Raw genomic sequence first — 26496 nt, forward strand, 5'->3', positions numbered from 1 at the left:
CAGGCAGGACGGGTAATCGCCCCGTAGCGACCAGCCGGCAGCTCAGGATGCCCTCGGCCCCGCGGGCCGGTACAATGCGCCCCTACCGTGCTCAGCCCTATAAAGAAAAACCATGTCCTTGCCCAAGAACCACCTGGAACTGCTCAGCCCTGCCCGTGATGTCAGCATCGCTCGCGAGGCCATCCTGCATGGCGCCGACGCCATCTATATCGGCGGCCCGAGCTTCGGCGCGCGGCACAATGCGTGCAACGAAGTCAGTGATATCGCCGGGCTCGTGGAGTTCGCCCACCGCTATCACGCGCGGGTGTTCACCACCATCAACACCATCCTGCATGACGATGAGCTGGAGCCGGCACGCAAGCTGATTCATCAGCTCTACGACGCGGGCGTGGATGCGCTGATCGTGCAGGATCTGGGCGTGCTGGATCTGGACATCCCGCCAATCGAGCTGCATGCCAGCACCCAGACGGACATCCGTACCCTGAACCGGGCCAAGTTCCTCGATCAGGCCGGTTTCTCGCAGCTGGTACTGGCTCGCGAGCTGAACCTGCAGGAAATCCGCGCCATCGCCAATGAAACCGATGCTGCCATCGAATTCTTCATCCATGGTGCGCTGTGCGTGGCCTTTTCCGGCCAGTGCAACATCTCCCACGCCCAGAACGGTCGCAGCGCCAACCGTGGCGACTGCTCCCAGGCCTGCCGCCTGCCCTACACCCTGAAAGACGATCAGGGCCGCGTCGTCGCCTTCGAGAAGCACCTGCTGTCGATGAAGGACAACAACCAGAGTGCCAACCTGCGCGCCCTGGTCGAGGCCGGCGTGCGCTCGTTCAAGATCGAGGGGCGCTACAAGGACATGGGCTACGTGAAGAACATCACCGCCTACTATCGCCAGCGCCTCGACGACATTCTCGAAGACCGTCCGGATCTGGCTCGCGCCTCCAGCGGCCGCACCGCACATTTCTTCCTGCCCGATCCGGACAAGACCTTCCACCGCGGCAGCACCGACTATTTCGTCACCGACCGCAAGGTCGATATCGGCGCCTTCGATTCGCCGACCTTTACCGGTTTGGCCGTCGGCCATATCGAGAAGGTCGGCAAACGCGACCTGATCGCCGTCACGCACGAGCCGCTGTCCAACGGCGACGGCCTCAACGTGCTGATCAAGCGTGAAGTGGTGGGTTTCCGCGCCAATATCGCCGAGTCCAGAGGCGAGTTCGAGGAAGACGGTGCCAAGCGCTGGCGCTACCGCGTCGAACCCAACGAGATGCCCGAAGCGCTGCATCGTGTGCGCCCCAACCATCCGCTCTCGCGCAACCTGGATCACAACTGGCAGCAGGCACTGCTGAAAACTTCAGCCGAGCGGCGCATCGGCATCCAGTGGAAAGCCGCGCTCCGTGAACGACAGCTGACCCTGACCGCCACCAGCGAGGAAGGTCTGAGCGCCTCGGCAAGCCTGGATGGCCCGTTCGGTGCCGCGAACAAGCCGGAGCAGGCCCTCGATGGGCTACGCGATCTGCTCACCCAACTGGGCACCACCATCTACCACGCCCAGAGCGTCGAACTGGATGCGCCCCAGGCGTTCTTCGTGCCGAACTCGCAGCTCAAGAGCCTGCGCCGCGAAGCCATCGAAGCACTGACCGAAGCCCGCATCGCCGCTCATCCGCGTGGTGGGCGCAAGGCCGAAAGCACACCGCCGCCGGTGTACCCGGAGTCGCACCTGTCGTTCCTCGCCAACGTGTACAACCACAAGGCTCGCGAGTTCTACCATCGCCACGGCGTGCAACTGATCGACGCGGCCTACGAGGCCCACGAGGAAACCGGCGAAGTACCGGTGATGATCACCAAGCACTGCCTGCGCTTCTCCTTCAACCTGTGCCCGAAACAGGCCAAGGGCGTCACCGGTGTACGCACCAAGGTCGCCCCAATGCAGCTGGTTCACGGCGACGAAGTGCTGACCCTGAAATTCGACTGCAAACCCTGCGAAATGCACGTGGTGGGCAAGATGAAGGGCCATATCCTCGACCTGCCGCTTCCCGGCAGCGCCGCGGCCCAGGTGGTCGGTCATATCACCCCGGAAGACCTGCTCAAGACCGCACGCCAGCGCGCGCCGCACTGAGTTCATGTACCCCGGCGCATGAATTGCGCCCGGGGTGTCAGCCGCCATGCGCCAGACTGGCGACAACGACTCAGGCCTGAACGAAATTGTCCTTGCGGATCAGCCAGTCGAGCAGTTCCGCGCAATCCTTGAGCATCCAGAGGGATGTAACCGGCTACCACTCCCAACCTGGCCTTTCCTGCGGCGATTCCCGACGCTCGAACTGACGCTTCCACTGCGGCTGCTCTTCCAGTTGCGCCTGATAGGCGTCACCGGCTCCGGCCGCGGGCAAGGCCGTGTCGATATTCAGCAACTGCGTCGCCTGTCGACCGCTGACATAAAACCGTCCGCCATCGAGGGCCTGCAGGTACAGCTGGTTTTCCTCGTGATGAGCCAGTGGATACAGCCGCAACAGTTGCCCGGTATGACCCGAACTGGCCAGTACGAAGTTGGACTCCAGGTGCAGGATCAGCGGCTGCCGGCCATCACGATCGATAAAGGTGGTATTGACGTAACGCGCTGGCGAAGGTCGCTCCATGCGGTAGAACACCCGCTCGCGGCGCGCATCGAGCTCGGGATAGAACACCCCGTCCTCGTACAGCAGCCAGAGACGCCCCTGGCCGTCGTGGCCCATCTGTCTGGCCCCTTCATCGCCCACCGGTGTCAGCGCCTGGCTGGCCAGATCCATGCGCAACGGCTGGCCGCCAGACGGCAGCAGGTACAGTGCATCGCCCTGGCTGGAGAACTGCAGGGTCTCGCCTGTCGGCCAGCGATGCCAGTAATCGCCCTCGCCTGGCAGTTGCACCTTAGCCAGCAGCTTGCCGTTTTCGGCGTCGAGGATCACCAGGCTGCTGTCGGCGCGATCCAGGCTATACAGCCGCCCATCGCGCAGCAGCAGGCGGCTCGGAAACTTGCCGGTCACGGTCGTCCAGTCGATGCTGCCGCTGGCCAGATCGATACGACTCAGCGCACCCTTGACCAGGCTGCTGACGTAGCCCTTGCCATTGGCCTCGTCGAGCTGCAGATCGGAAACACCGACACCGAAGCACTGCTGCATGGGGCACCCCCACAGGTCGTTGCCGGCGTAAGGGTGATCGATCAGGGTGCGCACCGGCGCATTGCGCGCCAGGTCGTATTCGATGATCTGCGCCTGGTCGTAGTTCTTCAGCAGGAACACCCGTTGCGGATCGGAGGTCGGCACCATGCGCCCGACGAAGGGAACGGGAATGACCAGGCCCTTGGCCTGCTCGGTCGTAGCCGGCGGCAACGGCTCCTGGCGCTCCTGCGCGATACGCTGATGCAGATCGCTCACCCGTTGTGTTTCCTCGACCTCCCACAGCGCCAGCTGGCGCAATCCCCCGCTGTCCGGATGGCTGGCGACCCGGTTGAACAACTGCAGACCACTGAGCCCGAGCACCAGCAATGCGCCCAGGCCCAGTGCGACGCGTGGCGGCCAGGAACTGATGAAATACGCCGCGGCAATCGGTGCGACCGCCAACAGGCCGAACAGGAAACCACCGATATGCGCGGCGTTGTCGGTGCCGCCATCCAGCAAGCCATAGATCAGTACCAGGATCGGCATCAGCAGAGCGCTGCGCAGCAGCTTGTCGGGCTGCGTAGTCTCCCCGCCCTCGTTCATCGCCCTGAGCTTGAGGCCCAGCGCCACGCCGAGCTCGGCCCCCGCCAGGCTCATGATCGCACCGGAGGCGCCAACGCTGACGTAGATGATCTGCGTTACCTGGCCGAAGAACGAGACCTGCTCGCGGTCGAAGTTGAGGGTGGCGGACGCGAAGCTGGCGAACAGCCCGCCGAGCAGGTACAGCGCCAACCATTGCCAACGTGCCAGCAGGCTTTCCAGGGTGGCGCCGATCAGCAGCAGGGCCAGCATGTTCTGCCCCAGGTGCAGCAAGGAACCATGCAGGAACATGCTGGTGAACAGACGCGCATAATCGCCGGTGGCCGATAACGAGGCGACGTTGGCGCCGAGCAGCATCAGCTCGGTTTCGTCATAGGGGCCAAAATGACCGACCGTGTCGGCCATCCACCAATAGGCGCCGATATTGGCGATGATCAGACACAGGGTCAGCCAGGGCAGGCGCAAACGATGTTGGCCGGTGAGTTCCATCTGCAGTGCACTCCTTCTTTCAAGACGTCTGACATGCGCTGTCCAGCCGCGTTGTACGCTATGAAGCGTGCTACTTTCCCGCAAATCGTCGTAAAGGTCACCCCAAGAGATAACAGGCTGTGAACCGCCGCGCCGTATTCGCGAGGCGGACATGGCCTGGGAACGTTTCCAGCCGTGGGGGCATGCAACGCTTGCCAGTCCTGACGATGTAGCCAGGAAGGGGTGGATGGCGCTTTTCCCATCCATCCTTGCGGCCGGAGGTGGATCGATGAAGCGTGATCCACCCTACATTTGAGCGCTTAGCGGCTGACGCCATGCCAGACCTTGAGGCGCAGACTCCATCCCTGCTGCATGCCCGCGGCGGCCAGCAGGATCGCCGCGACGCCCAGCCACTGCAGCATGTTCAACTGGTGGTCGAACGCGATCCAGTCAACGGCAATCGCTGCGATCGGGTAGATGAACGACAATGCGCCAGTCAACGCCGTGGGCAGTTTCTGAATGGCGCCGTACAGCAGCACGTACATACCGCCCGTATGGACGACGCCCAGGGTGATCAGAATCGACCAGACATTGTCACCCTGCGGGAGGCTGGAAAGATCGGCGAGTGGGGCGAGCATCACCACGCCGACACTGACCTGGATCAGTGCGATCAGGTGAGGGGGTACCCCCTTGAGCTTCTTGATTATCAAGGCGGCAATGGCGTAAAGAAACGCGGCAGCCAGGGCCATCCCTATCCCGAGCAGATAATCTTCGCCGCTCTGCTCCTGACTGCCATGCGCACTGACGATGGCCAGCATGCCCATGAAGGATACCGACAACCAGGCCAGCTTCTGCACCGTGAGTTTCTCGCCGAGAAACAGTGCCGCCAGACCGACCAGCATGAAGGGCTGAACGTTGTACACCGCGGTGCCGATGGCGATGGAAGCGCGCGAGTAGGAGGCGAACAGCAACAGCCAGTTGCCGACGATGGCAACGCCGCTGGCCATCGCCAGCAGCACGGTGATTCGGGTCAAAAGGCCTGGGCGCAAGAAGCCCATCAATGCGCAGACCAGCAACAAGGTCACGGCACCGAAAACGCAGCGCCAGAACACCACATCGATAACCGGCAAGCCCGACAGCATGACAAACCAGCCAATGGTGCCGGAAATGAGCATGGCAGCGACCATTTCCAGCGAGCCTCGATTTACGTTCTTGTCCATCAGGTAGCTCCTTTGCGTTGCGCAAAGTATTGCAAGCGGCCCTGCCTCGTTCCATAGTTAAAGAAAGGCAAATAATCACCTTAACCTTTACTATCAAGGCAAATGACGAAATCCACCTTCGGTGCCTTTTATGACTGACGAAATCGACCAGCAACTGATCATTGCACTGACAGAAGACTCTCGACGTTCGCTCAAAGCGCTGGCACAGATCAGCGGTTTGTCCTCACCGAGCGTTGCGGAGCGGCTGCGCAAACTCGAAGAACGAGGCGTGCTGAAAGGCTATGGCGTGGATGTCGACCCGCGTGCCTTCGGCTACCAGTTGCAGGCGATCGTACGGATTCGCCCACTGCCTGGTCAGCTGCATGAAGTGGAACGGCAAATCGAGGCTACCCCGCAATTCACCGAGTGCGACAAGGTCACCGGGGAGGATTGTTTTATCGCCAGGCTTCACGTGCGCTCGATGGAGCAACTGGACGAGATACTCGACCGCATCAACATCTATGCCGTGAGCAACACCGCCATCATCAAGAAGACCACGGTAAAACGGCGCTTGCCGCCGATGGCGTGACACGAACCTGCGGGAACAGGCTACCGCCCTCTACCGTAGGTTCGCAGGATGGCGGACTACGTCAACTGACTGCTGAAGCGCTCCACCGCTGCCACCACCTGCTTGGCACCCTGGCGGATTTCGACGATCACGTCGCCTGCCTGCTTGGCCAGTTCGAGGCCTGCTTCGGCCTGGGTACGGCTGCTGGCCATATCACGTACGGTAGCGTCCACCAGTTTCTGATTCTCCTGAACCACACCGACGATTTCTTCAGTGGCGCTACTGGTGCGGCTGGCCAGTTGGCGGACTTCATCGGCGACCACGGCGAAGCCGCGGCCCTGCTCACCCGCACGCGCCGCTTCGATGGCCGCATTGAGCGCCAGCAGGTTGGTCTGCTGGGCGATGCTGCCGATGGTCTGCACCATGGTGCTGATCAGGATCGACTGCTTGCCCAGTGCCTCGATGCCCTGAGATGCCGAAGTCATCTCTTCGGAAATACGCTGCATGGTCTGCACGGTATCGGTCACCACCTGGGCGCCGCGCTGGGCACTGGTATCGGTCTGCTGGGAAATCCCATAGGCAATGCCTGCGGCATCGTTGACCTCCTCCTCGCGGTTGACCTGATCGGTGATCACCGTGGCGAATTTCACCACTTTGTAGAGTTTCTCCTGGGTGTCGTGTACCGGGTTATAGGTCGCTTCCAGCCAGACGACCCGACCATGGCTGTCGATGCGCTTGAAACGGCCGGCGACGAACTCGCCACGGTTGAGCCGCTCCCAGAACTGCGTGTACTGGGCGGAGTGGGTCTCCTGAGGCTCACAGAACATGCTGTGGTGCTTGCCCTTGATGCGCTCCATGCCATAGCCCATGGCATGGAGGAACTGATCGTTGGCCGTCAGCACGTTGCCACTGAGGTCGAACTCGATCACCGCCGTGGAGCGCAACAGCGCGTTGATGAAATCCTCGTTCTCCCGGGCCCGATCCATGGTCTCGGTAATTTCGCAGCCGAAACACTGGATCCGTTGCACCACGCCGCTCTCGTCCACCACCGGTTGCCAGCAGGCCTGAATCCACACCAGCGCGCCATCGGCTCGCAAAAAGCGGTAGCGGTCACGTACCGAACTACCGGTTCTAACCCCCTCGCGCAGGTTCTTGAAACACGGCAACGTCTTTACATAAGCGGGCACGATATCGCTCATCGGCCGATTGCTCAGCTGTTCCGGGCTGTAGCCCACGAAACGGGTGAAATTGGCGTTGAAATCGATGATTCGGTAGTCGGGATCGACCGTCAGCATGATCATCTCGGCCTCGATGCCATGGTAAAGCTGCCGAAAGAATGACAGTTCGGCATCCCTGGCCTGCAATTCTTTTTTCAAGCGACTACCGAACATGCTCTTTCTCCAAAGCAATCTTATTGAAGACCATCGGCCATCCAGCCGTTTTATTGAGTGAATGGCGCGACTACATGCCAATCTGCCATCAAGCATAGAAGGCAAGTGCGCAGTCATGACAATTTTCAGGAATTAAAAAGGCGCAGCCCTTGTAAGCGACCGGCGTGGCAGCACACCTAGAATCTGTTCACGATCTTTGTGTACTTGGCAAATAGGAAGCGTATCCCTATAGATCTACGGCAATAAGGCGTTAGCGGCCGTAGGGTGGATCGGGGCGCGTAGCTAACGCTCTTTTTGTCCACCAGCCCGTAGGATGGGTCGGGCCGCGCAGGTGAAACCCATCGGCAATTGATGGGTTTCACCCATCCTACGACCGGTTGAATCCCCCCTTTTTTGCTGTCGTTGCACGTGGAGTCTCGTCGAAAAATCGTGAACAGGCTCTTGGAGCAACCTTCGATAAAAGTGCGGCAGCAAAACAGCGTCGCAAGAACCCTTTTCTATAGCGGCAAGAAACCAGTCGACTCCTTGAAGCACCGCTCGGGGCACAGCGAGATCAGGCTTACCTCACAAACCTGGCCGCAAGCTCTGGCCTCGGGCCTGCGAGCCCCCTAAGATGGCGCGCCCCGCGGGCCAGGCCGTCAGACGCCTGTACAGATTTCTCCCCCAGCTATCCGTTCTTCAAGGAAGAAGCATGAAAAAACTGCTTTGTCTCTGCACCGTATTCCTATCACTCACCCTGACCGGTTGCGTGTCCTTCATACCTGCCGGCCCTATCGGTGACCCGGCCCAGAAAGCGCAGTCCACCCAGCCTCGCGCAGCGATGGTCGAAGACGTGGTGATCACCGACAGCAAGGTCAACGATGCACGGCGTAAGACACTCAGCGCCCAGTTCACCGAGCAACTGGCCCGCCGTGTGGAACGCGGCGAGTACTTCGAGGAAGTGATCAGTTTTCCCGCCACACTCGGCGAGCAGGACGTCGCCCTCAAGTTCACCTTCACCTCGCTGAAAGCCAAACGCACACCACACCCGGCCTACTTTCCCGGCGCCCTGCTGACCCTGACCATGTGGATCTGGGTGAACGGCCCGATCTACGTCGACAAGTACGACGTCGCCGGCAACCTGCAGATCGTCGACGCCCACGGCAAGCTGCTGAGCAGCAGTGAGCAGGCGGTGAAGCTGAACCAGAACACCGGTCTGTGGGACAACGATTACTTCAACACCTCGCTCGGCGCCGATCAGCTGAACCAGTTGGTCGAACAGCTTCTGCAAGACGCCACCCGCAAACTCGCCAAACCCTGACAAGGACGTCCCCCATGAAACAGCTGCTTTCCGCCATCCTGGCCACCGCCCTGCTCGCCCTCACCGGCTGCGTGTCCTATTCGAATCACGACCTGGCCCCGCTCGAACAATGGCCGCTGGCAGCTCCTGCCGAGGTCAAGCCTGCCGCTCACCTGAAAGTCGAAAGCCGCTACCTGTTCAATGAGCAGAATCGTGCCGGTGGTTTCGATCAGAGCAACCTCGAAACGCTACTGGTGCAGCAGTTCAAGGACAGTGGACGCTTCAGCGCCGTGACCACGGCCAAGGAGCACTCGGATGTCTACGTCAGTGTGCGCGTGACCAACCATGAGCGCGGTAGCATGGTCGGCGCAGTGGTCACCGGCGCCACCTTCTTCATCATTCCGGGCCGGTTCAAGAACGAACTGACCATGGAAATGCAATTCATGGGCGCGGACGGCAACGTGCTCGGCAAGGTGGAAAAGAGCGAGAGCATCACCACCTGGATGCAGTTGCTGCTGATCTTCGCCGTGCCGTTCAACGAGTCGGCCGATAACATCCTTGTCCAGCTTACCCGCAGCAGCCTGGAAGAGGCGCAACGCCAGAAGCTGATCTGACGCAATCAAAAGGGGCAGCGAGTTCGATGCTCGCGTCCCTGCACAGCCACTCAGATGGACAGCGTTTACGCACTCAAGGATTGATGAGCATGTACTACCCCAGAGAAGAACAGCGCGACTTTCTGTTCACCTTATCCTCCTTCGCCCTCTGGATGATTCCCGTCTTCGCCTTCATCGCCTTTCTGGCGCAGAGCGGCGCCACGGTTGCAATTATCAAGGTGTGGCCGGCAACCATGGAAGGCGTCGTTACGTCGGTAAAAACACTGCCGAATAACGACAATGTTCGACAGTATGAATACCGTTTCGACAAGGCAGACGGAACCCGCTTTGTGGATGTTTTCGAACTGTATCGCCAACCTGGTACGCCAACCTACTCGGTGGGCCAAACCATTGAGATCATGCAGTCGCGCCTGTTCCCAAATGTTCAAATGCCGCGTGAGCGCTACGAGCACAGCCGCATGAACTTTCTAGTTTTCACGGCCTGCATCGCTGCTATTTTCGGACTGCTAGCCGTATCCATCTACGCGCTGGTCAGGCAGTGCTCCCATGCACGGGAAGATATTCATTACTGAGCCTGCAGCTGCGCTACCCTGAGCGCATCGCTAATGCGGAGGATGCAGATGCCTTATCCACCCTATTTGCAGGCCGGTGATCGGGTCGTGCTGTTCGATGGCGTCTGCAAGCTATGCAATGGCTGGATCCGTTTCCTGATTCGCCATGACCCTAACAGCAGGCTCAAGCTGTGCAGCGCGCAATCCACACAGGGCCAGGCGATTCTCGCCTGGTTCGATATGCCGTTGGATCATTTCGACACGCTACTGTATGTCGAGGGCGCTCAGGCGCTGCAGCGCAGCGATGCCATTCTGGCGATCCTCCGGCAACTGCCGGCGCCCTGGCGCTGGTTGACGGTGCTGCGCGTGTTGCCCCGGGGCCTGCGCGATTGGAGTTACGACCGCGTCGCCCGCAATCGCTATCGCCTGTTCGGCCGCCACGAGCATTGTCAGTTGCCTCGCCCCGAAGACCGCGAACGCTTCCTGCATGACTGATGCCCTGCTCGCGCATCTGCCCCTGGAGGTGATCGTCATCTGCCACAGCCTGGTGCCGAAACTGCGTCACCAAACTGCCTCACGGCATGGCAGCGATCGCTGAGATCGCGTTGCGTGCCAAACGCGTCGAATAGGCGTGACTCAGTTGCGCCCTTGCTCACGCAGCAGCCGCGATACCTCGGCCTGACGACGATAGGCCGGCGCCTCCACGGCGTTGAAGTCGCGACTGTAACGCGCCGCGAACCCGGCGCTGCCCCATTCCCGGTACTGCTGCACGTGCAGCAGCTCGTGGGCCCACAGGGCCACATCCTGCTCAGCCATCCGGGCACTGCGAAAAACGATGATGTCGACCAGGGTGACCGCCTTGATATCGGGGTTCTGCATCACATTGCGGGCGGCGCTCAATTCGTCGTTGTCACCGACCTTGTAGCGCACCGCATCGAGCAGTTCGGCGGAATAGAACGGCAGCAGTTGGCGACGGATTTCAGCGGGAATCGGCAAGGTGCCTTCACGCGCCGCCGACTCCCGCGAGCGCAGGATCCAGCCTTCCAGCGCGGTCGCCGTGATCGTCCCGGCACGCTCCTGCATGGGCCCGAGCACACCGTTCGGATCGGGTACGCAAATGCAGCCGCCCAGGCAGACCTGGGTTTCGCCGGGCGCACAGGCTAGCGCGGGGGACGCCTGGAAAACAGCCAGTAGAACAAGCACCAGGCCAGCCTTTGACATCGGTCGCTCTCGATTACGCAAAGGAGCGACCATGGCGTCAGCGGCGACGGTTGTCCAGTCCCGCGCGCGTCAGCCCAGCGTGTCGAGCCGCAGCGCCTCGGCACAGGCGTCCAGCGAGCGACGCTGGGTGTCGGCGTACAGGCTCAGTTCGTCCTGCACCCTGGCGCCCAGGGCAGCCTGGAAGTCCGCCTGGTTCGAGTCGATGGCGTAATCGACCTGGGCGCCGTCACCGAGGTTGGACTGGAAGATCCCGGCAGCGCTGACCGGCAGAAAGTCTTCATAAACCAACGGCTCGTAGCGCACATGGCCGGCTTCGATCAGGGCATCCAGGCGCTGCGGACGATCCTTCTGCTCCGCTGCGGCAATACCTTCGGGCGTGGCGAAGTAGCGGAAGTAGGCCAGGCCATCGCGGCGCATCGCCTCATGGCTGTCGGGAAAGGCCTGGAAGTGTTCGGCCATCAGCGCGTCATAGCGCTCGGCATTGGCTTCGCTGGGCGCTTCACCCAAGGACTCGCGGGCGCTGTCGAGCAGTCGGTCGTAAAGCTCGCGACCTTTCGGCGTCAGTGCCGCGCCACGCTGTTCGATCTCGCCGAAACGTGCGGTGTGGCTACCCTGCGGCCCGTCCTGGCCGACGAAGGCCACGGCCTCCTGCAGCGCCTTGAAGCTGGTCTGGCGCAGCAGGATCGGGCAGTTGCGCCGCGGTGGCCCTTCGATCACCGCCTTGGGGGTGATGCCCTGTTGTGGCATGCCGGCCTGGATCGCATCGATATCCAGGGTACGCGGCGTCAGGTGGTTGATGTGCGGGCCTTTGAAGGCCACCACGTCGGCGATCAGGCGGTGCTGGTCGTGCAGTTGCCGATACTGCTCGGCGCTGACCGTGGCCTGGGTGTGCCAGCGGAACGTCTCCAGCGCTTCGCCGACGAACTCGTCCGCCTCGGCGGCCAGCAGGCCACCCGCGGCCTCGCATTGCTCGATCAATTCGATGGCCCGCGGGGTGAAGATCCGGCGCCTGGCCAACAAATCGGCAGCCATCGTGCGCAGTTCGGCATCTTCGATCAGCTCCAGGCGCAGCAGCGAGGTGAATACCCGGAAGGGGCTGGCCTGCAGCGAGGCCTCATGGGTGGCGCGAAACGCCGTGGAATGCACGGGCACGCCCGCTGGTGCCAGGTCGTAATAGCCCACCGGCTGCATGCCCATCACCGCGAACAGCCGGCGGATGGTCGACAGCTCGTCGGCCGTACCAAGGCGAATGGCGCCGTGGCGCTCCACGTCCAGCCGCTCGATCTCGCCGGTGATTCGCAGGTGCTCGGCGACCTCCGGCTGGCGCTGCAGAACCTGCGCATTGATCTGCGCCACCAGCTCCAGCAGCGTGCCATAGAGCGGGACTTCGCTTTTGTACAGGTCGGACATGGCGCGGGAAAACTGCGCGCGGATGCTGTCCGGGCTGACGAATGCCGGGTTGTTCATGGTGAGCGGTTTCTCCCTCGGATCAGCACCAGCGGCTGGCTGACGCCTGGGTTGGATTCTGCGCAGCCAGCCTGGCCCTGGCAACCGACATCTCGTCAGCTTTTCATTCCCCCAGGGAATGCAGAACCGCGCCCGCCGCTTTCCACCCCAGCCTTGTCCAGCACCCACTCGACCAACGCCCGTACCTTGGGCAACTCCAGCGACTGCTCGGCGCAGGCAATATAATGCGCGCCCTCGCTGATCTTCAGGTGTTGCCAGGGAATCACCAGCTTGCCTTCGGCCAGCTCGTCCTCGACCAGAAAACGCGGCACCAGGGCGACACCGCAACCGTCCTGGGCGGCGCGGATGCACATATAGAAGGTGTCGAAGCGCGGGCCGTGATAGCTGTACTCGGTGTCGATGCCCTGCTCGTCGAACCACTCATGCCAGGCCTCGGGCCGTGAAGCGCATTGCAGCAACACCAGCGACGTCAGGTCACCCGCGCTGGTGAACGCCGTGGCTGGCAGGATCGACGGCGCGCAGACCGCGATCACGTCCTCGCCGAACAACTCGATGCACACCGCGCCGGGCCAGGTGCCGTTGCCATAGAAAAAGGCCACGTCGGCCTTGGCTTGCACCAGATCGAAGGGCTCCAGCTCGTTGCGGATATCCAGATGAATATTCGGATGCGCCCTGGAGAACCCCTTGAGATTGGGGATCAGCCAGCGTACGCCGAAGGTCGGCTGGGTCGACACGCGCAGCACCTCGGTCTCACCGCCGTAGGAGAGGATGTAGCGGCTGGAGATATCGACCTGGGTCAGGATCTTGTCGACCTCGGCCAGGTACAGCTCGCCCGCGGGAGTCAGTTGCAGACGTCGGCGAATGCGATGGAACAGCAGGTGCTGGAGCATTTCCTCCAACTGCGCGACCTGCTTGCTGACTGCGCTCTGAGTCAGGTGCAGCTCCTCGGCGGCGCGGGTGAAGCTCATGTGCCGGGCTGCCGATTCGAAACACTGCAGGGCGGCCATGGTGGGAAGCAGGCGTTTGGACATGAAGACTCCGAGAGCTCGGGCGGCAATGGTTCATTCTCTGAGGGAATGATGTGGTGCGTAAAGGTCGTTTGTTCGAAAAAAACATTCGGGTCGATACTGCATGAAGTCGCTGCAAACGATGAATCCATTCAGAGCCTGCTGCCGAAGCAGCACAAATCGTCGCCAGGCTGCAACGCAGGAGAGAACGATGGTTGGCCAATTGCTCGAAAGCCTCGGTGTAAACCCACACGCCTTCCAGGGCGGCGAACATGCCGTATACACCCCGATCGACGGCAGCCGTATCGCCGGAGTGAACCTGGAAAGCGCCGAGGCGGTGCGCGCCAAGATCGCCGTCGGCCACCAGGCATTTCTGGCCTGGCGTGACGTGCCGGCCCCGCGCCGCGGCGAGCTGGTACGGATCTTCGGCGAGGTGCTGCGCGAGCATAAGACCGATCTGGGCGAGTTGGTGTCCATCGAGGCCGGCAAGATCACCCAGGAAGGCCTCGGCGAAGTGCAGGAGATGATCGACATCTGCGACTTCGCCGTCGGCCTGTCGCGCCAGCTCTACGGCCTGACTATCGCGTCCGAGCGCCCGGGCCACCATATGCGTGAAACCTGGCACCCACTGGGCGTGGTCGGGGTGATCAGTGCCTTCAATTTCCCGGTCGCGGTGTGGGCCTGGAACACCACCCTGGCCCTGGTCGCCGGCAATGCGGTGATCTGGAAGCCCTCGGAAAAGACCCCGCTGACCGCCCTTGCCTCCCAGGCCCTGTTCGACAAGGCCCTGAAGCGCTTCGGCGAGGCGCCGCAAGGCCTGGCGCAACTGATCATCGGCGATCGTGAAGCCGGCGAGGCGCTGGTCGACGATGCCCGCGTACCGCTGATCAGCGCCACCGGCAGCACCCGCATGGGCCGCGAAGTCGGCCCGCGGGTGGCGGCCCGTTTCGGTCGCAGCATTCTCGAACTGGGCGGCAACAACGCGATGATCCTCGCCCCCAGTGCCGACCTCGACCTGGCCGTGCGCGGCATCCTGTTCAGCGCCGTCGGCACCGCCGGGCAGCGCTGCACCACGCTGCGCCGCCTGATCGCCCACAGTTCGGTGAAGGATGAAGTGGTCGCCCGCCTCAAGGCGGCCTACGGCAAGGTACGCATCGGCGATCCGCGTCAGGACAACCTGGTCGGCCCGCTGATGGACAAGCAGGCCTTCGATGCCATGCAAAGCGCCCTGGCCCGTGCCCGCGACGAAGGCGGCAAGGTGTTCGGCGGCGAGCGCCAGTTGCAGGATCGTTACCCCGATGCCTACTACGTCAGCCCGGCCATCGTCGAGATGCCCGGCCAGACCGAAGTGGTGCGCTTTGAGACCTTCGCGCCGATCCTTTACGTGCTGAGCTACGACGAGTTCGAGGACGCCCTGCACCTGAACAACGACGTGCCCCAGGGCCTGTCGTCGTGCATCTTCACCCTCGACGTACGTGAAGCGGAACGCTTCCAGAGCGCCTCGGGCAGCGACTGCGGCATCGCCAACGTCAATATCGGCACCAGCGGTGCGGAAATCGGCGGCGCCTTCGGTGGCGAGAAAGAGACCGGTGGCGGTCGCGAATCCGGCTCCGACGCCTGGAAGGCCTACATGCGTCGGCAGACCAACACCATCAACTATTCGCGCCAGTTGCCCCTGGCCCAGGGCATCGTTTTCGACTGAGCGAGGTCACGCCATGCGCCAATTGCAGCATGCCTGTCTGTGGGAAACGCTGACGCCGCGCGAATCATTGTCCGGGCCGCTGAATGGCGACGTGCAGGCAGATGTCTGCATCATCGGCGCAGGCATCACCGGGCTATCGGCTGCCTTGCACCTGCTCGAGCAGGGCCAGACGGTCTGTGTGCTCGACGCCCATGAGGTGGGCCACGGCGGCTCAGGGCGCAATGTCGGGCTGGTCAACGCCGGCACCTGGATAAAACCGGACGATGTCGAAGCCACCCTGGGCCAACGCCACGGCAGCCGCCTCAACGACGTGCTCGGTCAGGCACCCGCCGAGGTCTTCGCGCAGATCCAGCGCCTTGCCATCGACTGCCAGGCACGCAACGACGGCACCCTGCACATGGCGCACAACGCCGCCGGCCTGGCCGACCTGAAGGATCGTGAAACGCAGTGGCGGCGGCGCGGTGCCGATGTCGAGTTGCTCACGGGTGCGGCCTGTGCCGAATACTGCGGTACCGAGAAGATCACCGGTGCCCTGCTCGACCGCCGCGCCGGCACCATCAACCCCATGGCCTACACCACGGGTTTGGCCAAGGCGGTCATCCGCCTCGGTGGGCGTATTCACCAACATTCGCCGGTGAAGGCGCTGACCCGCTCAGCCGATGTCTGGCAGGTACGCAGCGGCCAGGGGGCCGTGACCGCGCAGAAGGTGATCATCTCTACCGGCGCCTATACCGAGGGCGAATGGACGGAGCTGCAGCGCCATTACTTCCGCGGCTATTACTACCAGGTCGCCTCGGCGCCGCTGCACGGCGCCGCCGCTGACCAGGTGCTGCGCCATGGCCAGGGCTCCTGGGACACACGCACAGTGCTCAGCAGCATCCGCCGCGATGCCGATGGCCGTCTTCTGCTGGGCAGCATGGGCCGGGCCAACAACAAGCCGGACTGGTTCATCCGCGGCTGGGCCGATCGCATCCAGCAGCACTATTTTCCGGAACTGGGCAAGGTCGAATGGCAACTGCACTGGACGGGCTGCATCGACTTCACGCCGGATCACCTGATGCGCCTGTTCGAACCTGCGACCGGGCTGGTCGCGGTCACCGGCTACAACGGCCGCGGCAACACCACCGGTACGGTAGTCGGCAAGGCCCTGGCGCAGTTCCTGTTGAGCGACGACAACGCAGCATTGCCCATTCCGTTCTCACCGATGCAGGCAGTGCACGGTGCGGAGCTGAGAAGCAGCGTGTACGAAACCGGTTTCTCGCTGTATCACGCGGGCCAGTGCCTCAGGGTCATCCTCTGAACGGATCCGAACCAGCCTTTCGATGGGCGCCACGTGGTACCCATCGTGGTCAAGAAAATCTTCGCCCCCCTGCGCGAGCTGGGTAGGCATTGCTGGCCTGAGGCCCTATCGCCGGCAAGCCGGCTCCTACGCATTGGCGGCAGCCCAGCTCCTGTATGAGCCGACTTGCCGGCGATGAGCGGGCGGGGTTTTCAATCGGTCAGGCTGGCCGATGCTAGGCTGAGCATCTCTATCTCGCGAATCTCGAAATCCCGGCGCAGGTAATCCATGCGCTGCTGATGGAAGTCACGCATATGCGGCAAGGCACTGTGCACCGCCAGGTGCTCGCGGGATTGCCAGACCTCGAAGAAGATGAACAGCGTGGGATCCTCGGCATCGCGCAGCATGTGGTATTCGATGCAGCCGGGCTCGGCGCGGCTCGGTTCGACATAGGCGCGGAACAGTTTCTCGAAGGCCTCGGCCTGTTCCGGGCGGGTATGGGCGTGAAGGATAAAGCCGTACATGGGGAGTCTCCGTGGTGAGTGCTATTTAAACCCTACAACACATAAAACCCGGACATTCATGCCTTTCAGTCAATAGTCATTTGCTCGCGCAGGCATTTTTCCCACCTGCGGGAGCCCGTAACCTGTCGGCATTCAATCAGTTACGGGAAGCCCCCCATGAAGAAGATCCTGCTCCTCAATGGCGGCAAGCAGTTCGCCCACTCCGAAGGTCGACTCAACCGCACCCTGCACGAAACTGCCGCGGCGTTTCTCGACCAGACCGGCGTCGAGTTCAAGACCACCGAGATCGATGCCGGTTATGACGTCGCCGAAGAAGTGCAGAAATTCCTCTGGACCGACGTGGTGATCTACCAGATGCCGGGCTGGTGGATGGGTGCGCCGTGGATCGTCAAGAAGTACATCGACGAAGTGTTCACCGAAGGCCACGGCAGTCTGTACGCCAACGATGGCCGCACCCGCTCCGATGCCTCGCAGAAGTACGGTAGCGGTGGCCTGATCCAGGGCAAGCAGTACATGCTCTCGCTGACCTGGAACGCCCCGCAGCAGGCCTTCGACGACCCCAGCGATTTCTTCGAAGGCAAGGGCGTGGATGCCGTCTACTTTCCCTTCCACAAGGCTCAGCAGTTCCTCGGCATGAGCGCCCTGCCGACCTTCCTCTGCGTGGACGTGATGAAGCGCCCGGACGTCGAGCGCGACGTGATCCGCTATCAGGAGCATCTGGCAGCCGTTGTGCGAACCAGCACCTGAAGCCGTGCAGGGCTCAGCAGGGTTGATATCTGCTGAGCGCAAATACCTACAGCGGCTGCGGCTTGAGCGGTCGGGAAAAGTGGTAGGTGGTCACGCAGCAGAGCAACAAGCCCCCGATACCGAGCAGACCGCCGACGATGCCGACATTGGCCACACCCAGCTGGCTGCTCACCAGGCTGCCGAGCAAGGCACCGCCGCCGATGCCGATATTGAAGATGCCGGAAAACAGCGCCATGGCCACATCGGTGGCGTCCGATGCCAGGTTCAGCACCTTGGCCTGCAGCGCCAGGCCGAAGCACATCATGGCGATGCCCCAGATCACGCTCAGCGTCGCCAGGTAAGCGTGCTCGCGAGCCACAGGCAGCAGGAACAGCATGCACAGGCTCAGCACGCTGATCGCCGCGATCACGAAACCGCGCGGGTAGCGCGTGCTGTAACGGCTGAACAGGATGGAGCCGATGATGCCCGCGCAGCCGAACAGCAGCAGTAATACGGTGATCATGTCCCCGGCGATGCCCGCGACTTCCAGGGCGAACGGCTCGATATAGGTGTAGGCGGTGAAGTGGGCGGTGATCACCACCGCGGTGAGCACGTACACGGTGACCAGCGCCGGGCGTTTGAACAGCACCGGCAGGCTGCGCAGCGAGCCGGAGTTCTGGCTTGGCAGCAGCGGCAGGTTCTTCATCAGGCACAACACCACCATGCCCGCCACCACCGCGATGGTGGTGAAGGTGGTACGCCAGCCCAGCACCTCGCCAATCACCCGCCCCAAGGGGATGCCCAGCACCATGGCCAGCGCGCTGCCGGTCGCCAGCAACCCGAGCGCCTGGGCCTGTCTGCCTTCGGGCGCCACGCGTACCGCCAGGGATGCGGTGATCGCCCAGAACAGGGCATGTGCCAGGGCGATGCCGATGCGGCTGATCACCAGCACACCGAAACTCCAGGCCATGCCCGACAGCACATGGCTGGCGATGAACAGCATGAACACCAAGGCCAGCAGCTTGCGCCGTTCGATATTGCGGGTCAGCAGCATCAGCGGCAGCGACGCCAGCGCAACCACCCAGGCGTAGATGGTCAGCATCAGGCCGACGCTCGCGGTGGTCATGTCGAAGCTATGGCCGATCTGGCTCAACAACCCCACCGGCACGAATTCGGTGGTATTGAAGATGAAGGCGCCCAGCGCCAGAGCGATAACGCTGAGCCAGCTGCCGCTGCGCGCATCCGCGGGTGTGTTCATTCGGGTGATGTCTGCTCTTGGGGAACGCTTCAGCTACAACGGCCTTTCGCCCGCGGCCTGAATGGCAGCGAGCGATTGTAGGAAGCGAACGAAAAAATAGAGCCCCATACACGACGAATACGCACACGGCAGCTCGCGCTCCCTGGGCGATGAACGCTGGGAGTGGCGGATGCGGAGAGCGGAAAATTATAGGTATGGGGATGGCCTGCGGCGGCGATTCTACGCTCGGCCAGACACGCCGACAATATGGGCGGGAATACGTTGAAACGCCGAGCGATAGCCGGTCTTCAGAACGATCGTTGATTGCCGTTTACGAGCGTGGGAAGAGGCAGCTTCAAGGCGCAAGCGGCCGGTCGGTGACCCGCGTTGAACCATGGATCACGGCCTTCGGCCCCGGATTACGCCTGCGGCTAATCCAGGCTACGTTCTACAGCCCGTAGGATGGGTGAAACCCATCAATTCCCGATGGGTTTCACCTGCGCGGCCCGACCCATCCTACGACCGTCCGCTTGCGCCACTTACCGGCCCTAATCCGGCACTTCCACGCTGATATGAATCGCGTCGTGGCGCCAGTACTCGAGGTCGCAGTCGATCAGCCGGCCGCGCTGGTCGCGGTTGACCCGGATGATGCGCAGTGCCGGGCTGCCGGGCGCCACCCTGAGCGCTGCCGCCGCATCGGCATGCAACGCGGTGGGCACCATGTCGAAACGCACCCGGCCGTAATGCACGTCGTACTCGCTGGCATACAGCTCGGTCAGCGAGCGCGTCAGATCGTAATCGAGGATGCCGGGAAAATAGTCGGGGTTGAGGTAGTGCTCGACATACAGCACCAGACGCCCGTCGATCCGCCGTGCCCGGCGGATCTGGTACACGCTGGAAAGCCCCGACAATCCCAGCAACTGGCAGATCTGCGAGTGTGCCGGCATCAGTCGGGCGCTCAACACTTCGGTGGCGGGCACCCGGCCCTGCTCGGCGACCATGGCATGAAAATGGGTGCGCACCAGGGGGTTGTATGCGACTCGCGCCGGGGACACGAACCAGCCACGTCGTTCTTCGCGATACACCAACCCTTGTGCTTCCAGTTGCCCCAATGCCTCACGCAGGGTAATGCGCGTGGTTTCGAACAGCTCGCTCAGGCGCCGCTCGGCCGGCAACTTGCCACCGGCAGGGAGCAGGCCGTGTTCGATCTGTTCCTGTAACGCCCGGCAAATGGTGGTGACGGCCCGTGGCGTGTCATCGCGCATCACGCTGATTCCTTTTGGACTAGACCAGCCCCATTAAGGGGCACATAACAGCCATCGGCTGGCTGCAATCCTTGCCTGCAAGCCTAGGCAAGCTGGATGACCGGCAGATGACAGCTTGGTTTCAAGCACGCCCCATGCCAGTGACAAGCCCGCTAATTCAACGGCTTAACCTGGTCTACGCTTGCTGAGCGGGGCGTCGTCGACGGCCCTGGATGTCCGCGACGGCCATGCCGACATAAAACTGTCATTGGCGCCGCCTACATTGGCTTGGGTCTTGCTGATCTAGACCAACCCTCAACGCAAAGGAGTTTCCAATGAAACAACTGCTACTGGCATCGCTGATGGGCAGCGCCATCGCCCTGGCCTCCCAGGCCATGGCCGCCGAGACGGATGTAACTGCACTGGAACAGGCCGCGCGCAAGGAAGGCGCCGTCAACAGCGTCGGCATGCCGGACAGTTGGGCCAACTGGAAGGACACCTGGCAGGATCTGAGCGACAAGTACGGCCTCAAGCACATGGACACCGATATGAGCTCGGCCCAGGAAATCGCCAAGTTCGCCGCCGAGAAGGACAACGCCAGCGCCGACATCGGTGACGTGGGCGCCGCCTTCGGCCCCATCGCCGTACAACAGGGCGTGACCCAGCCGTACAAGCCGAGCACCTGGGATCAGATTCCCGAGTGGGCCAAGGATGCCGATGGCCACTGGATGCTCGCCTACACCGGCTCCATCGCCTTCATCGTCAACAAGCAGTTGGTCAAGGACGCCCCGAAAAGCTGGGCCGACCTGAAGACCGGCAAATACCGCGTGGCCATCGGCGACGTCAGCGCCGCCGCCCAGGCGGTCAACGGTGTACTGGCTGCGGCCATCGCCAACGGCGGTGACGAGAAGAACATCCAGCCGGGCCTGGACTACTTCGCCGAAATCGCCGAACAGGGGCGCCTGTCACTGGCCAACCCGACCATTCAGACCCTGGAAAAAGGCGAAGTGGAAGTCGGCATCGTCTGGGACTTCAACGGCCTGAGCTACCGCGACCAGATCGACCCGAATCGTTTCGAAGTGCTGATTCCCTCCGATGGCTCGGTGATCTCCGGTTACACCACCATCATCAACAAGTACGCCAAGAACCCCAACGCTGCCAAGCTGGCCCGCGAGTACATCCTCAGCGACGCCGGGCAGATCAACCTGGCCAAGGGCAACGCCCGACCGATCCGCGCCGAGCACCTGACCCTGCCGGCCGAGGTGCAGGCCAAGCTGCTGCCCAACGAACAGTACGCCAAGGTCAAGCCGATCGAGGATGCCGCCGCCTGGGAAGCGACCTCGAAAACCCTGCCGCAGCTGTGGCAGGAAAACGTGATCATCAACATGGAGTGATTCACGAGGCTGCCTCCGTAGGGTGGATCGGGGCGCGTAGCCGACGCTCTCATCCACCATTGCGATCGCAAAGTGGTGGACGGATCGGGCCGCGTAGGCAAGCGTCAGCTACGCGCTCCGATCCACCCTACCCCAATACCCTCTCAACCCAGGATCACCCATGCCGTCCAAGGTCATCCTCGTCATTCTCGACGGCCTCAATTTCGAGGTCGCCCGGCATGCTCTCGGCCACCTGCAGGCGTATCGCGCCGCTGGACGTGCCGCACTGTACAAGCTCGAGTGCGAGCTGCCTTCGCTGTCGCGACCGCTCTACGAATGCATCCTCACGGGGGTGACGCCGATCGACAGCGGAATCGTGCACAACAACGTGGTACGCCTGAGCCATCAGCGCAGCGTGTTCCACTATGCCCGCGCCGCCGGGCTGAGCACCGCGGCCGCCGCCTATCACTGGATGAGCGAGCTGTATAACCGCGCGCCCTTCGTCGCCGCCCGCGACCGGCATACGGACGATACCGAGTTGCCGATCCAGCATGGGCATTTCTATTACGCCGACCATTACCCGGACTCGCACCTGTTCGACGATGCCGAAAGCCTGCGCCTCAAGCATGCGCCGGATTTTCTGCTGGTGCACCCGATGAACATCGATGACGCCGGCCACAAGCACGGCCTCGACAGCAGCCAGTACCGCAACTCGGCGCGGGTCGCCGATATCCTCCTCGCCGATTACCTGCAGGGCTGGCTGGATGCCGGCTATCAGGTGCTGGTAACCGCCGATCACGGCATGAACGACGACCGCTCGCACAATGGCCTGCTGGCCGAAGAACGCGAGGTGCCGCTGTTCGTACTGGGCGATGCCTTCAGCCTCGATGAGACGGCGACACCGAAACAGACCGAACTCTGCGGCACCCTCTGCGACCTGCTTGGCGTGCCCCATGACAAACCTTCGTGCCGGGAGATGTTGAAATGAGCACTACCCGCAAACCGCGCGGCAAATGGCTGGCATTGCTGTGCCTGCTGCCCTTCGCGGTGTTCTTCATCGCCTTCCAGATCGCCCCGCTGGTATGGGTGGCGCTCAACAGCCTGAACACGCCACAGGGCTGGGGCCTGGGCAACTTCGAGCGGGCGTTCTCCTCGAAATTCTATATGCAGGCGGTCAAGCACAGCCTGCAGATCGCCTTCTGGTCGAGCCTGTTCGGCATGCTCATCGCCATCGTCGGCAGTTATTCGCTGCGCCAGGTGGATTCGAAACTGCGCGACTTCGTCATCGCCTTTTCCAACATGACCAGCAACTTCGCCGGCGTGCCCCTGGCCTTCGCCTTCATCATCCTGCTCGGCTTCAACGGCGCGCTGACTCTGCTGCTGATCCAGGCCGGGCTGATCGAGAGCTTCAACCTGTACTCGAAGAATGGCCTGATCGTGCTCTACACCTACTTCCAGATTCCCCTCGGCGTGCTGCTGCTCTACCCCGCCTTCGACGCCCTGCGTCAGGACTGGCGCGAGTCGGCCGCCCTGCTCGGCGCCGGCACCTGGGACTTCTGGCGGCATATCGGCCTGCCGGTACTGACCCCGGCACTGCTCGGCACCTTCGTGATCCTGCTGGCCAACGCCCTGGGGGCCTACGCCACGGTGTACTACCTGACCACCGGCAACTTCAACGTGCTGCCGATCCGTATCGCGGCGATGATTTCCGGGGATATCTCTCTCGATCCGAACATGGCCAGCGCCCTGGCGATGATCCTGGTCGGTCTGATGGCGGCGATCACCCTCGTCCATCAGTTGCTGCTGAGGAGGAGCTACCATGTCTCGCGCTGACGCCCCCGCGGCCAGCCTCTACCACCGCGCGGTGGTCTGGCTGCTGTTCCTGATCCTGCTGCTGCCGCTGGCCGGTACCCTGCTCTACTCCCTGGCCACCAGCTGGTCGGCGACCATCCTGCCGGACGGCCTGACCTTCAAGTGGTACCTGCAACTATGGAGCGAACCGCGTTTTCTCAAAGCCTTCGCCCAGTCGCTGCTGGTCTGCTTCGGTGCCCTGGCGCTGTCGGTGCTGTTGATCCTGCCACTGCTGTTCGTCGTGCATTACCACTTCCCCCGGCTCGACGCCTTGATGAACGTGCTGATCCTGCTGCCGTTCGCCGTGCCGCCAGTGGTGTCCGCCGTCGGCCTGCTGCAGCTGTACGGCTCCGGGCCGCTGGCCATGGTCGGTACGCCGTGGATCCTGATCGGCTGCTACTTCACCATCGCCCTGCCGTTCATGTACCGGGCCATCACCAACAACCTGCAGGCGATCAACCTGCGTGACCTGATGGACGCCGCCCACCTGCTCGGCGCCAGCACCTGGAAAGCCGCCTTTCTGGTGGTGCTGCCCAACCTGCGCAAGGGTTTGATGGTGTCGTTGTTCCTGTCCTTCAGCTTCCTGTTCGGCGAGTTCGTGTTCGCCAACCTGCTGGTCGGCACGCGCTATGAAACCCTGCAGGTCTACCTGAACAACATGAAGAACAGCAGCGGCCACTTCAACAGCGCCCTGGTGATCTCCTACTTCTTTTTCGTCCTGGTGTTCACCTGGGCGGCCAATCGACTGAACAGGGACAAGGCATGAGCTTCCTGAGCATCCAGAACCTGCACAAAAGCTACGGCGGCACTTCTATCTTCAGCGACATCAACGCCGAGATCGAACAGGGCGAATTCGTCACCCTGCTCGGCCCGTCGGGTTGCGGCAAGTCCACCCTGCTGCGCTGCATCGCCGGCCTCACCGAGGTCAACGGCGGCAGGATACTGCTCGGCGGTGAAGACCTGGTGCCCCTGGCGCCGCAGAAGCGCGGCATCGGCATGGTGTTCCAGAGCTACGCGCTGTTCCCCAACATGACCGCCGCGCAGAACGTCGCCTTCGGCCTGCGCATGCAGAAAACCGGCAAGGACGAATCCGCCCAGCGCGTGCAGGAAGCTCTGGCCATGGTGGAGCTTGGCGACTTCGCCAGCCGCTACCCGCATCAGCTCTCCGGTGGCCAGTGCCAGCGCGTGGCCCTGGCCCGCTCGCTGGTCACCCGGCCACGCCTGCTGTTGCTCGACGAGCCGCTGTCGGCCCTGGATGCACGCATCCGCAAGCACCTGCGCGAACAGATCCGCGGCATCCAGCAGGAGCTCGGCCTGACGACGATTTTCGTCACCCACGATCAGGAAGAAGCGCTGGTCATGAGCGACCGCATCTTCCTGATGAACGCCGGGCGCATCGTCCAGAGCGGCGACGCGGAAACCCTCTACACCGCACCCGCGGACGCCTTCGCCGCCGGCTTCATCGGCAACTACAACCTTCTCGACGCAGCCACCGCCAGCCGCCTGCTCGGCTACCCGGTCGGCGGCCAGGTGGCCATCCGCCCCGAAGCCATCGTTCTCGGCCAGGGCACTATCAGCGCACGGATTCGCAGTCACAGCCTGCTCGGTAATATCATCCGCTACCGGGTGGAAGCCGAAGGTGTGGAACTGCTGGTCGACGTGCTCAACCGCAGCGCAGACGACCTGCACGCCGACGGCCACCCGATCTCATTGGATATCGCGGCTGGCGCCGTAAGAGAGGTGGGATAGGGTCTGTTCACCTTTCAGCACAAGCCGCGTTGCAGCGAGAACTTTCACCCGGTTAGGCGCAAGACGCAGGCAATAGCTGAACAATCTCCACCTCGTGCCACGACAGCGGGTGAAACTTCCCGCGCAACCCCTTGGGACGGGCCTATTTTTCCGCGATACTGCGTTTCTCGCTGACTCATTTGGCCCGCCAAACTTCGCAGCTCGTGCCTTGCCTCGCGGAAAAATAGGCACCGGCGCGGTCGTACTGAAAGGAAAACAGACCCTCATGGCCCTGGCAATTTTCGACCTTGACGAAACCCTGATCGATGGCGACTGTGCCAGCCTGTGGAGCGAGCACATGGCCACGCTCGGCTGGGTCGACGGGGAAAGTTTCATCGCCAAGGATCACCAGCTGATGGCGCTGTACGCCGAAGGCAAACTGGCCATGGAGGACTACATGACCTTCAGCCTGTCACCGCTGGTGGGGCGCACGCCGGAGGAAGTCGCCTTCGTCGTCGAGCCCTTCGTGGAAGACGTGATCGAACCGATCTTCTTCAGCGACGCCACCCGCTGCCTGGCCAACCACCGCGCGGCCGGCGACCGTATCCTGATCATCTCCGCCTCGGCACATTTCCTGGTCAGCGCCATCGCCGAACGGCTGAAGGTCGAGGACGTGCTGGCCATCGACCTGCACGAGGAATACGGCCACTACAGCGGCAAGACCGTCGGCGTGCTCACCTACCGCGAAGGCAAGGTCACCCGCCTGCACGCCTGGCTGGAAGAGCATGGCGAGAACCTGGACGGCGCCTACTTCTACTCCGACTCACGCAACGATCTGCCACTGCTGCAACGGATCGACAAACCCCACGCGGTGAACCCCGATCCGGCACTGCGCGAGCATGCCGAGCGCGAAGGCTGGCCGATCCTGAGCTGGTCTTGAGACCGCGTGGAACCTGTTCATGATCTTTCGAAGCAGTTTTCCAGCCATTCCAGACCAATAGCAGCAATGTGGTGTAAGCAGCCGGTCGTAATTAGATGGACTCGCCCCCGCCGAGGCGTCGATGCGCCACGGTGGCATTCTAATGATGACCAACGGCAGCGAGGGCAAGGCCATGCAAAAGCGTACGACGAAATCGCCAGCAGCGCATCCAGTTGATATTTCACTGTGCACGACAGTGGCTATCGACCTGGCCAAGCAGGTGTTCCAGGTCGCTGGCGAAGATGCGCACGGGCAATTGGTATACGAGCAGCGCATCAAGTCGCGCGATGCGTTCTCGGCGTTGCTGGGCACGATAGCCAGGGGCGCAACTGTTCTGATGGAAACCGGGCCAGGTGC

The 26496-nt window shown here is 62.4% G+C and carries 24 protein-coding genes and 1 pseudogene; 16 read left to right on the forward strand and 9 right to left on the reverse strand.

Annotated features, from left to right (window positions below; all coding sequences use genetic code 11):
• Window positions 1-112 precede the first annotated feature (112 nt).
• On the forward strand, window positions 113-2116 hold the full coding sequence (locus DNK06_RS06500; protein WP_131179215.1) for a peptidase U32 family protein: 2004 nt from the start codon (window positions 113-115) through the stop codon (window positions 2114-2116).
• 154 nt (window positions 2117-2270) lie between these two features.
• Here the strand turns inward: DNK06_RS06500 and DNK06_RS06505 are convergent, their stop codons facing one another.
• Together DNK06_RS06505 and DNK06_RS06510 are read right to left on the reverse strand one after the other, a co-directional pair.
• On the reverse strand, window positions 2271-4220 hold the full coding sequence (locus DNK06_RS06505; RefSeq protein WP_165493617.1) for a rhomboid family intramembrane serine protease: 1950 nt from the start codon (window positions 4218-4220) through the stop codon (window positions 2271-2273).
• Window positions 4221-4519: 299 nt separating this feature from the next.
• Window positions 4520-5419, reverse strand: a complete 900-nt coding sequence (locus tag DNK06_RS06510; RefSeq protein WP_131179217.1) for a DMT family transporter — start codon at window positions 5417-5419, stop codon at window positions 4520-4522.
• A gap of 130 nt (window positions 5420-5549) precedes the next feature.
• Here DNK06_RS06510 and DNK06_RS06515 point away from each other — a divergent pair, with 130 nt between their 5' ends.
• On the forward strand, window positions 5550-5987 hold the full coding sequence (locus DNK06_RS06515) for an Lrp/AsnC family transcriptional regulator (RefSeq protein WP_131179218.1): 438 nt from the start codon (window positions 5550-5552) through the stop codon (window positions 5985-5987).
• Between the two features lie 56 nt (window positions 5988-6043).
• On the opposite strand, the gene DNK06_RS06520 is transcribed toward DNK06_RS06515, so the two are convergent.
• Entirely contained in the window at window positions 6044-7357 is a 1314-nt protein-coding gene (locus DNK06_RS06520; RefSeq protein WP_131179219.1) for a methyl-accepting chemotaxis protein, read from the reverse strand.
• A gap of 691 nt (window positions 7358-8048) precedes the next feature.
• Here DNK06_RS06520 and DNK06_RS06525 point away from each other — a divergent pair.
• From DNK06_RS06525 to DNK06_RS06540, 4 genes are all read left to right on the forward strand, one after another.
• Complete coding sequence (locus DNK06_RS06525) at window positions 8049-8657, forward strand: hypothetical protein (RefSeq protein ID WP_131179220.1); 609 nt, start codon at window positions 8049-8051, stop codon at window positions 8655-8657.
• A gap of 14 nt (window positions 8658-8671) precedes the next feature.
• Window positions 8672-9250, forward strand: coding sequence for a hypothetical protein (locus DNK06_RS06530; protein ID WP_131179221.1), 579 nt, complete (start codon window positions 8672-8674; stop codon window positions 9248-9250).
• 89 nt (window positions 9251-9339) lie between these two features.
• Window positions 9340-9822: a hypothetical protein gene (locus DNK06_RS06535; protein WP_131179222.1), complete on the forward strand. Its 483-nt coding sequence runs from the start codon at window positions 9340-9342 to the stop codon at window positions 9820-9822.
• Window positions 9823-9870: 48 nt separating this feature from the next.
• Window positions 9871-10296 (forward strand): thiol-disulfide oxidoreductase DCC family protein, encoded by a 426-nt coding sequence (locus DNK06_RS06540; RefSeq protein WP_131179223.1) that lies wholly within the window; start codon window positions 9871-9873, stop codon window positions 10294-10296.
• A 141-nt stretch (window positions 10297-10437) separates the two neighbouring features.
• On the opposite strand, the gene DNK06_RS06545 is transcribed toward DNK06_RS06540, so the two are convergent.
• The 3 genes from DNK06_RS06545 to DNK06_RS06555 all read right to left on the reverse strand — a co-directional run bounded on the left by DNK06_RS06545 (window position 10438) and on the right by DNK06_RS06555 (window position 13520).
• Window positions 10438-11022 carry an eCIS core domain-containing protein gene (locus DNK06_RS06545; RefSeq protein ID WP_131179224.1) on the reverse strand — a complete coding sequence of 195 codons (585 nt, stop codon included), beginning with the start codon at window positions 11020-11022 and terminating at the stop codon, window positions 10438-10440.
• A 69-nt stretch (window positions 11023-11091) separates the two neighbouring features.
• Window positions 11092-12489 carry a 2-oxoadipate dioxygenase/decarboxylase HglS gene (hglS, locus tag DNK06_RS06550; RefSeq protein WP_131179225.1) on the reverse strand — a complete coding sequence of 466 codons (1398 nt, stop codon included), beginning with the start codon at window positions 12487-12489 and terminating at the stop codon, window positions 11092-11094.
• Between the two features lie 95 nt (window positions 12490-12584).
• The gene (locus tag DNK06_RS06555; RefSeq protein WP_131179226.1) at window positions 12585-13520 is read right to left on the reverse strand and encodes a LysR substrate-binding domain-containing protein; all 936 of its coding nucleotides are present in this window, start codon (window positions 13518-13520) and stop codon (window positions 12585-12587) included.
• A 187-nt stretch (window positions 13521-13707) separates the two neighbouring features.
• Here DNK06_RS06555 and amaB point away from each other — a divergent pair, with 187 nt between their 5' ends.
• Complete coding sequence (amaB, locus tag DNK06_RS06560) at window positions 13708-15198, forward strand: L-piperidine-6-carboxylate dehydrogenase (RefSeq protein WP_131179227.1); 1491 nt, start codon at window positions 13708-13710, stop codon at window positions 15196-15198.
• A 13-nt stretch (window positions 15199-15211) separates the two neighbouring features.
• On the forward strand, window positions 15212-16498 hold the full coding sequence (gene amaA / locus DNK06_RS06565) for an L-pipecolate oxidase (protein WP_131179228.1): 1287 nt from the start codon (window positions 15212-15214) through the stop codon (window positions 16496-16498).
• Between the two features lie 191 nt (window positions 16499-16689).
• Here the strand turns inward: amaA and DNK06_RS06570 are convergent, their stop codons facing one another.
• Window positions 16690-17001, reverse strand: coding sequence for a putative quinol monooxygenase (locus tag DNK06_RS06570; protein WP_131179229.1), 312 nt, complete (start codon window positions 16999-17001; stop codon window positions 16690-16692).
• 156 nt (window positions 17002-17157) lie between these two features.
• On the opposite strand from DNK06_RS06570, the gene mdaB reads away from it, so the two are divergent.
• A complete protein-coding gene (gene mdaB, locus DNK06_RS06575; RefSeq protein ID WP_131179230.1) occupies window positions 17158-17748 on the forward strand; it encodes an NADPH:quinone oxidoreductase MdaB in 591 nt (196 codons plus the stop codon).
• Between the two features lie 46 nt (window positions 17749-17794).
• Here the strand turns inward: mdaB and DNK06_RS06580 are convergent, their stop codons facing one another.
• Both DNK06_RS06580 and DNK06_RS06585 read right to left on the reverse strand, forming a co-directional pair.
• On the reverse strand, window positions 17795-18985 hold the full coding sequence (locus DNK06_RS06580) for a sugar transporter (protein ID WP_131179231.1): 1191 nt from the start codon (window positions 18983-18985) through the stop codon (window positions 17795-17797).
• A gap of 527 nt (window positions 18986-19512) precedes the next feature.
• A complete protein-coding gene (locus DNK06_RS06585; RefSeq protein WP_131179232.1) occupies window positions 19513-20229 on the reverse strand; it encodes a UTRA domain-containing protein in 717 nt (238 codons plus the stop codon).
• A 314-nt stretch (window positions 20230-20543) separates the two neighbouring features.
• Between DNK06_RS06585 and DNK06_RS06590 the strand changes: the two genes are divergently transcribed.
• The 7 genes and pseudogenes from DNK06_RS06590 to DNK06_RS06620 all read left to right on the forward strand — a co-directional run.
• The gene (locus DNK06_RS06590) at window positions 20544-21602 is read left to right on the forward strand and encodes an ABC transporter substrate-binding protein (protein ID WP_131179233.1); all 1059 of its coding nucleotides are present in this window, start codon (window positions 20544-20546) and stop codon (window positions 21600-21602) included.
• 160 nt (window positions 21603-21762) lie between these two features.
• Window positions 21763-22569 (forward strand): alkaline phosphatase family protein, encoded by an 807-nt coding sequence (locus DNK06_RS06595; protein WP_131179234.1) that lies wholly within the window; start codon window positions 21763-21765, stop codon window positions 22567-22569.
• The gene (locus DNK06_RS06600) at window positions 22566-23414 is read left to right on the forward strand and encodes an ABC transporter permease (RefSeq protein WP_131179235.1); all 849 of its coding nucleotides are present in this window, start codon (window positions 22566-22568) and stop codon (window positions 23412-23414) included. Before DNK06_RS06595 ends, DNK06_RS06600 begins: the two co-directional genes overlap by 4 nt.
• A complete protein-coding gene (locus DNK06_RS06605; protein ID WP_131179236.1) occupies window positions 23401-24198 on the forward strand; it encodes an ABC transporter permease in 798 nt (265 codons plus the stop codon). The genes DNK06_RS06600 and DNK06_RS06605 overlap by 14 nt, the downstream gene beginning before the upstream one ends.
• Entirely contained in the window at window positions 24195-25181 is a 987-nt protein-coding gene (locus DNK06_RS06610; protein WP_131179237.1) for an ABC transporter ATP-binding protein, read from the forward strand. The genes DNK06_RS06605 and DNK06_RS06610 overlap by 4 nt, the downstream gene beginning before the upstream one ends.
• Before the next feature lie 265 nt (window positions 25182-25446).
• Window positions 25447-26100, forward strand: coding sequence for an HAD family hydrolase (locus DNK06_RS06615; RefSeq protein ID WP_131179238.1), 654 nt, complete (start codon window positions 25447-25449; stop codon window positions 26098-26100).
• 217 nt (window positions 26101-26317) lie between these two features.
• A pseudogene (locus tag DNK06_RS06620) lies at window positions 26318-26496 on the forward strand (IS110 family transposase); the annotation flags it as partial.

The organism is Phytopseudomonas daroniae (assembly GCF_004327285.1).
GTDB lineage: Bacteria > Pseudomonadota > Gammaproteobacteria > Pseudomonadales > Pseudomonadaceae > Aquipseudomonas > Aquipseudomonas daroniae.

Coding starts and splice junctions, on each gene's coding strand:
- DNK06_RS06545 (WP_131179224.1), bottom strand. CDS start 11,022: ATGTCAAAGGCTGGCCTGGTGCTTGTTCTACTGGCTGTTTTCCAGGCG.
- DNK06_RS06590 (WP_131179233.1), top strand. CDS start 20,544: ATGAAACAACTGCTACTGGCATCGCTGATGGGCAGCGCCATCGCCCTG.
- DNK06_RS06525 (WP_131179220.1), top strand. CDS start 8,049: ATGAAAAAACTGCTTTGTCTCTGCACCGTATTCCTATCACTCACCCTG.
- amaB (WP_131179227.1), top strand. CDS start 13,708: ATGGTTGGCCAATTGCTCGAAAGCCTCGGTGTAAACCCACACGCCTTC.
- DNK06_RS06515 (WP_131179218.1), top strand. CDS start 5,550: ATGACTGACGAAATCGACCAGCAACTGATCATTGCACTGACAGAAGAC.
- hglS (WP_131179225.1), bottom strand. CDS start 12,489: ATGAACAACCCGGCATTCGTCAGCCCGGACAGCATCCGCGCGCAGTTT.
- DNK06_RS06540 (WP_131179223.1), top strand. CDS start 9,871: ATGCCTTATCCACCCTATTTGCAGGCCGGTGATCGGGTCGTGCTGTTC.
- DNK06_RS06610 (WP_131179237.1), top strand. CDS start 24,195: ATGAGCTTCCTGAGCATCCAGAACCTGCACAAAAGCTACGGCGGCACT.
- DNK06_RS06600 (WP_131179235.1), top strand. CDS start 22,566: ATGAGCACTACCCGCAAACCGCGCGGCAAATGGCTGGCATTGCTGTGC.
- DNK06_RS06615 (WP_131179238.1), top strand. CDS start 25,447: ATGGCCCTGGCAATTTTCGACCTTGACGAAACCCTGATCGATGGCGAC.
- DNK06_RS06585 (WP_131179232.1), bottom strand. CDS start 20,229: ATGCGCGATGACACGCCACGGGCCGTCACCACCATTTGCCGGGCGTTA.
- amaA (WP_131179228.1), top strand. CDS start 15,212: ATGCGCCAATTGCAGCATGCCTGTCTGTGGGAAACGCTGACGCCGCGC.
- DNK06_RS06580 (WP_131179231.1), bottom strand. CDS start 18,985: ATGAACACACCCGCGGATGCGCGCAGCGGCAGCTGGCTCAGCGTTATC.
- DNK06_RS06570 (WP_131179229.1), bottom strand. CDS start 17,001: ATGTACGGCTTTATCCTTCACGCCCATACCCGCCCGGAACAGGCCGAG.
- DNK06_RS06535 (WP_131179222.1), top strand. CDS start 9,340: ATGTACTACCCCAGAGAAGAACAGCGCGACTTTCTGTTCACCTTATCC.
- DNK06_RS06605 (WP_131179236.1), top strand. CDS start 23,401: ATGTCTCGCGCTGACGCCCCCGCGGCCAGCCTCTACCACCGCGCGGTG.
- DNK06_RS06595 (WP_131179234.1), top strand. CDS start 21,763: ATGCCGTCCAAGGTCATCCTCGTCATTCTCGACGGCCTCAATTTCGAG.
- DNK06_RS06530 (WP_131179221.1), top strand. CDS start 8,672: ATGAAACAGCTGCTTTCCGCCATCCTGGCCACCGCCCTGCTCGCCCTC.
- DNK06_RS06510 (WP_131179217.1), bottom strand. CDS start 5,419: ATGGACAAGAACGTAAATCGAGGCTCGCTGGAAATGGTCGCTGCCATG.
- DNK06_RS06500 (WP_131179215.1), top strand. CDS start 113: ATGTCCTTGCCCAAGAACCACCTGGAACTGCTCAGCCCTGCCCGTGAT.
- mdaB (WP_131179230.1), top strand. CDS start 17,158: ATGAAGAAGATCCTGCTCCTCAATGGCGGCAAGCAGTTCGCCCACTCC.
- DNK06_RS06555 (WP_131179226.1), bottom strand. CDS start 13,520: ATGTCCAAACGCCTGCTTCCCACCATGGCCGCCCTGCAGTGTTTCGAA.
- DNK06_RS06520 (WP_131179219.1), bottom strand. CDS start 7,357: ATGTTCGGTAGTCGCTTGAAAAAAGAATTGCAGGCCAGGGATGCCGAA.
- DNK06_RS06505 (WP_165493617.1), bottom strand. CDS start 4,220: ATGGAACTCACCGGCCAACATCGTTTGCGCCTGCCCTGGCTGACCCTG.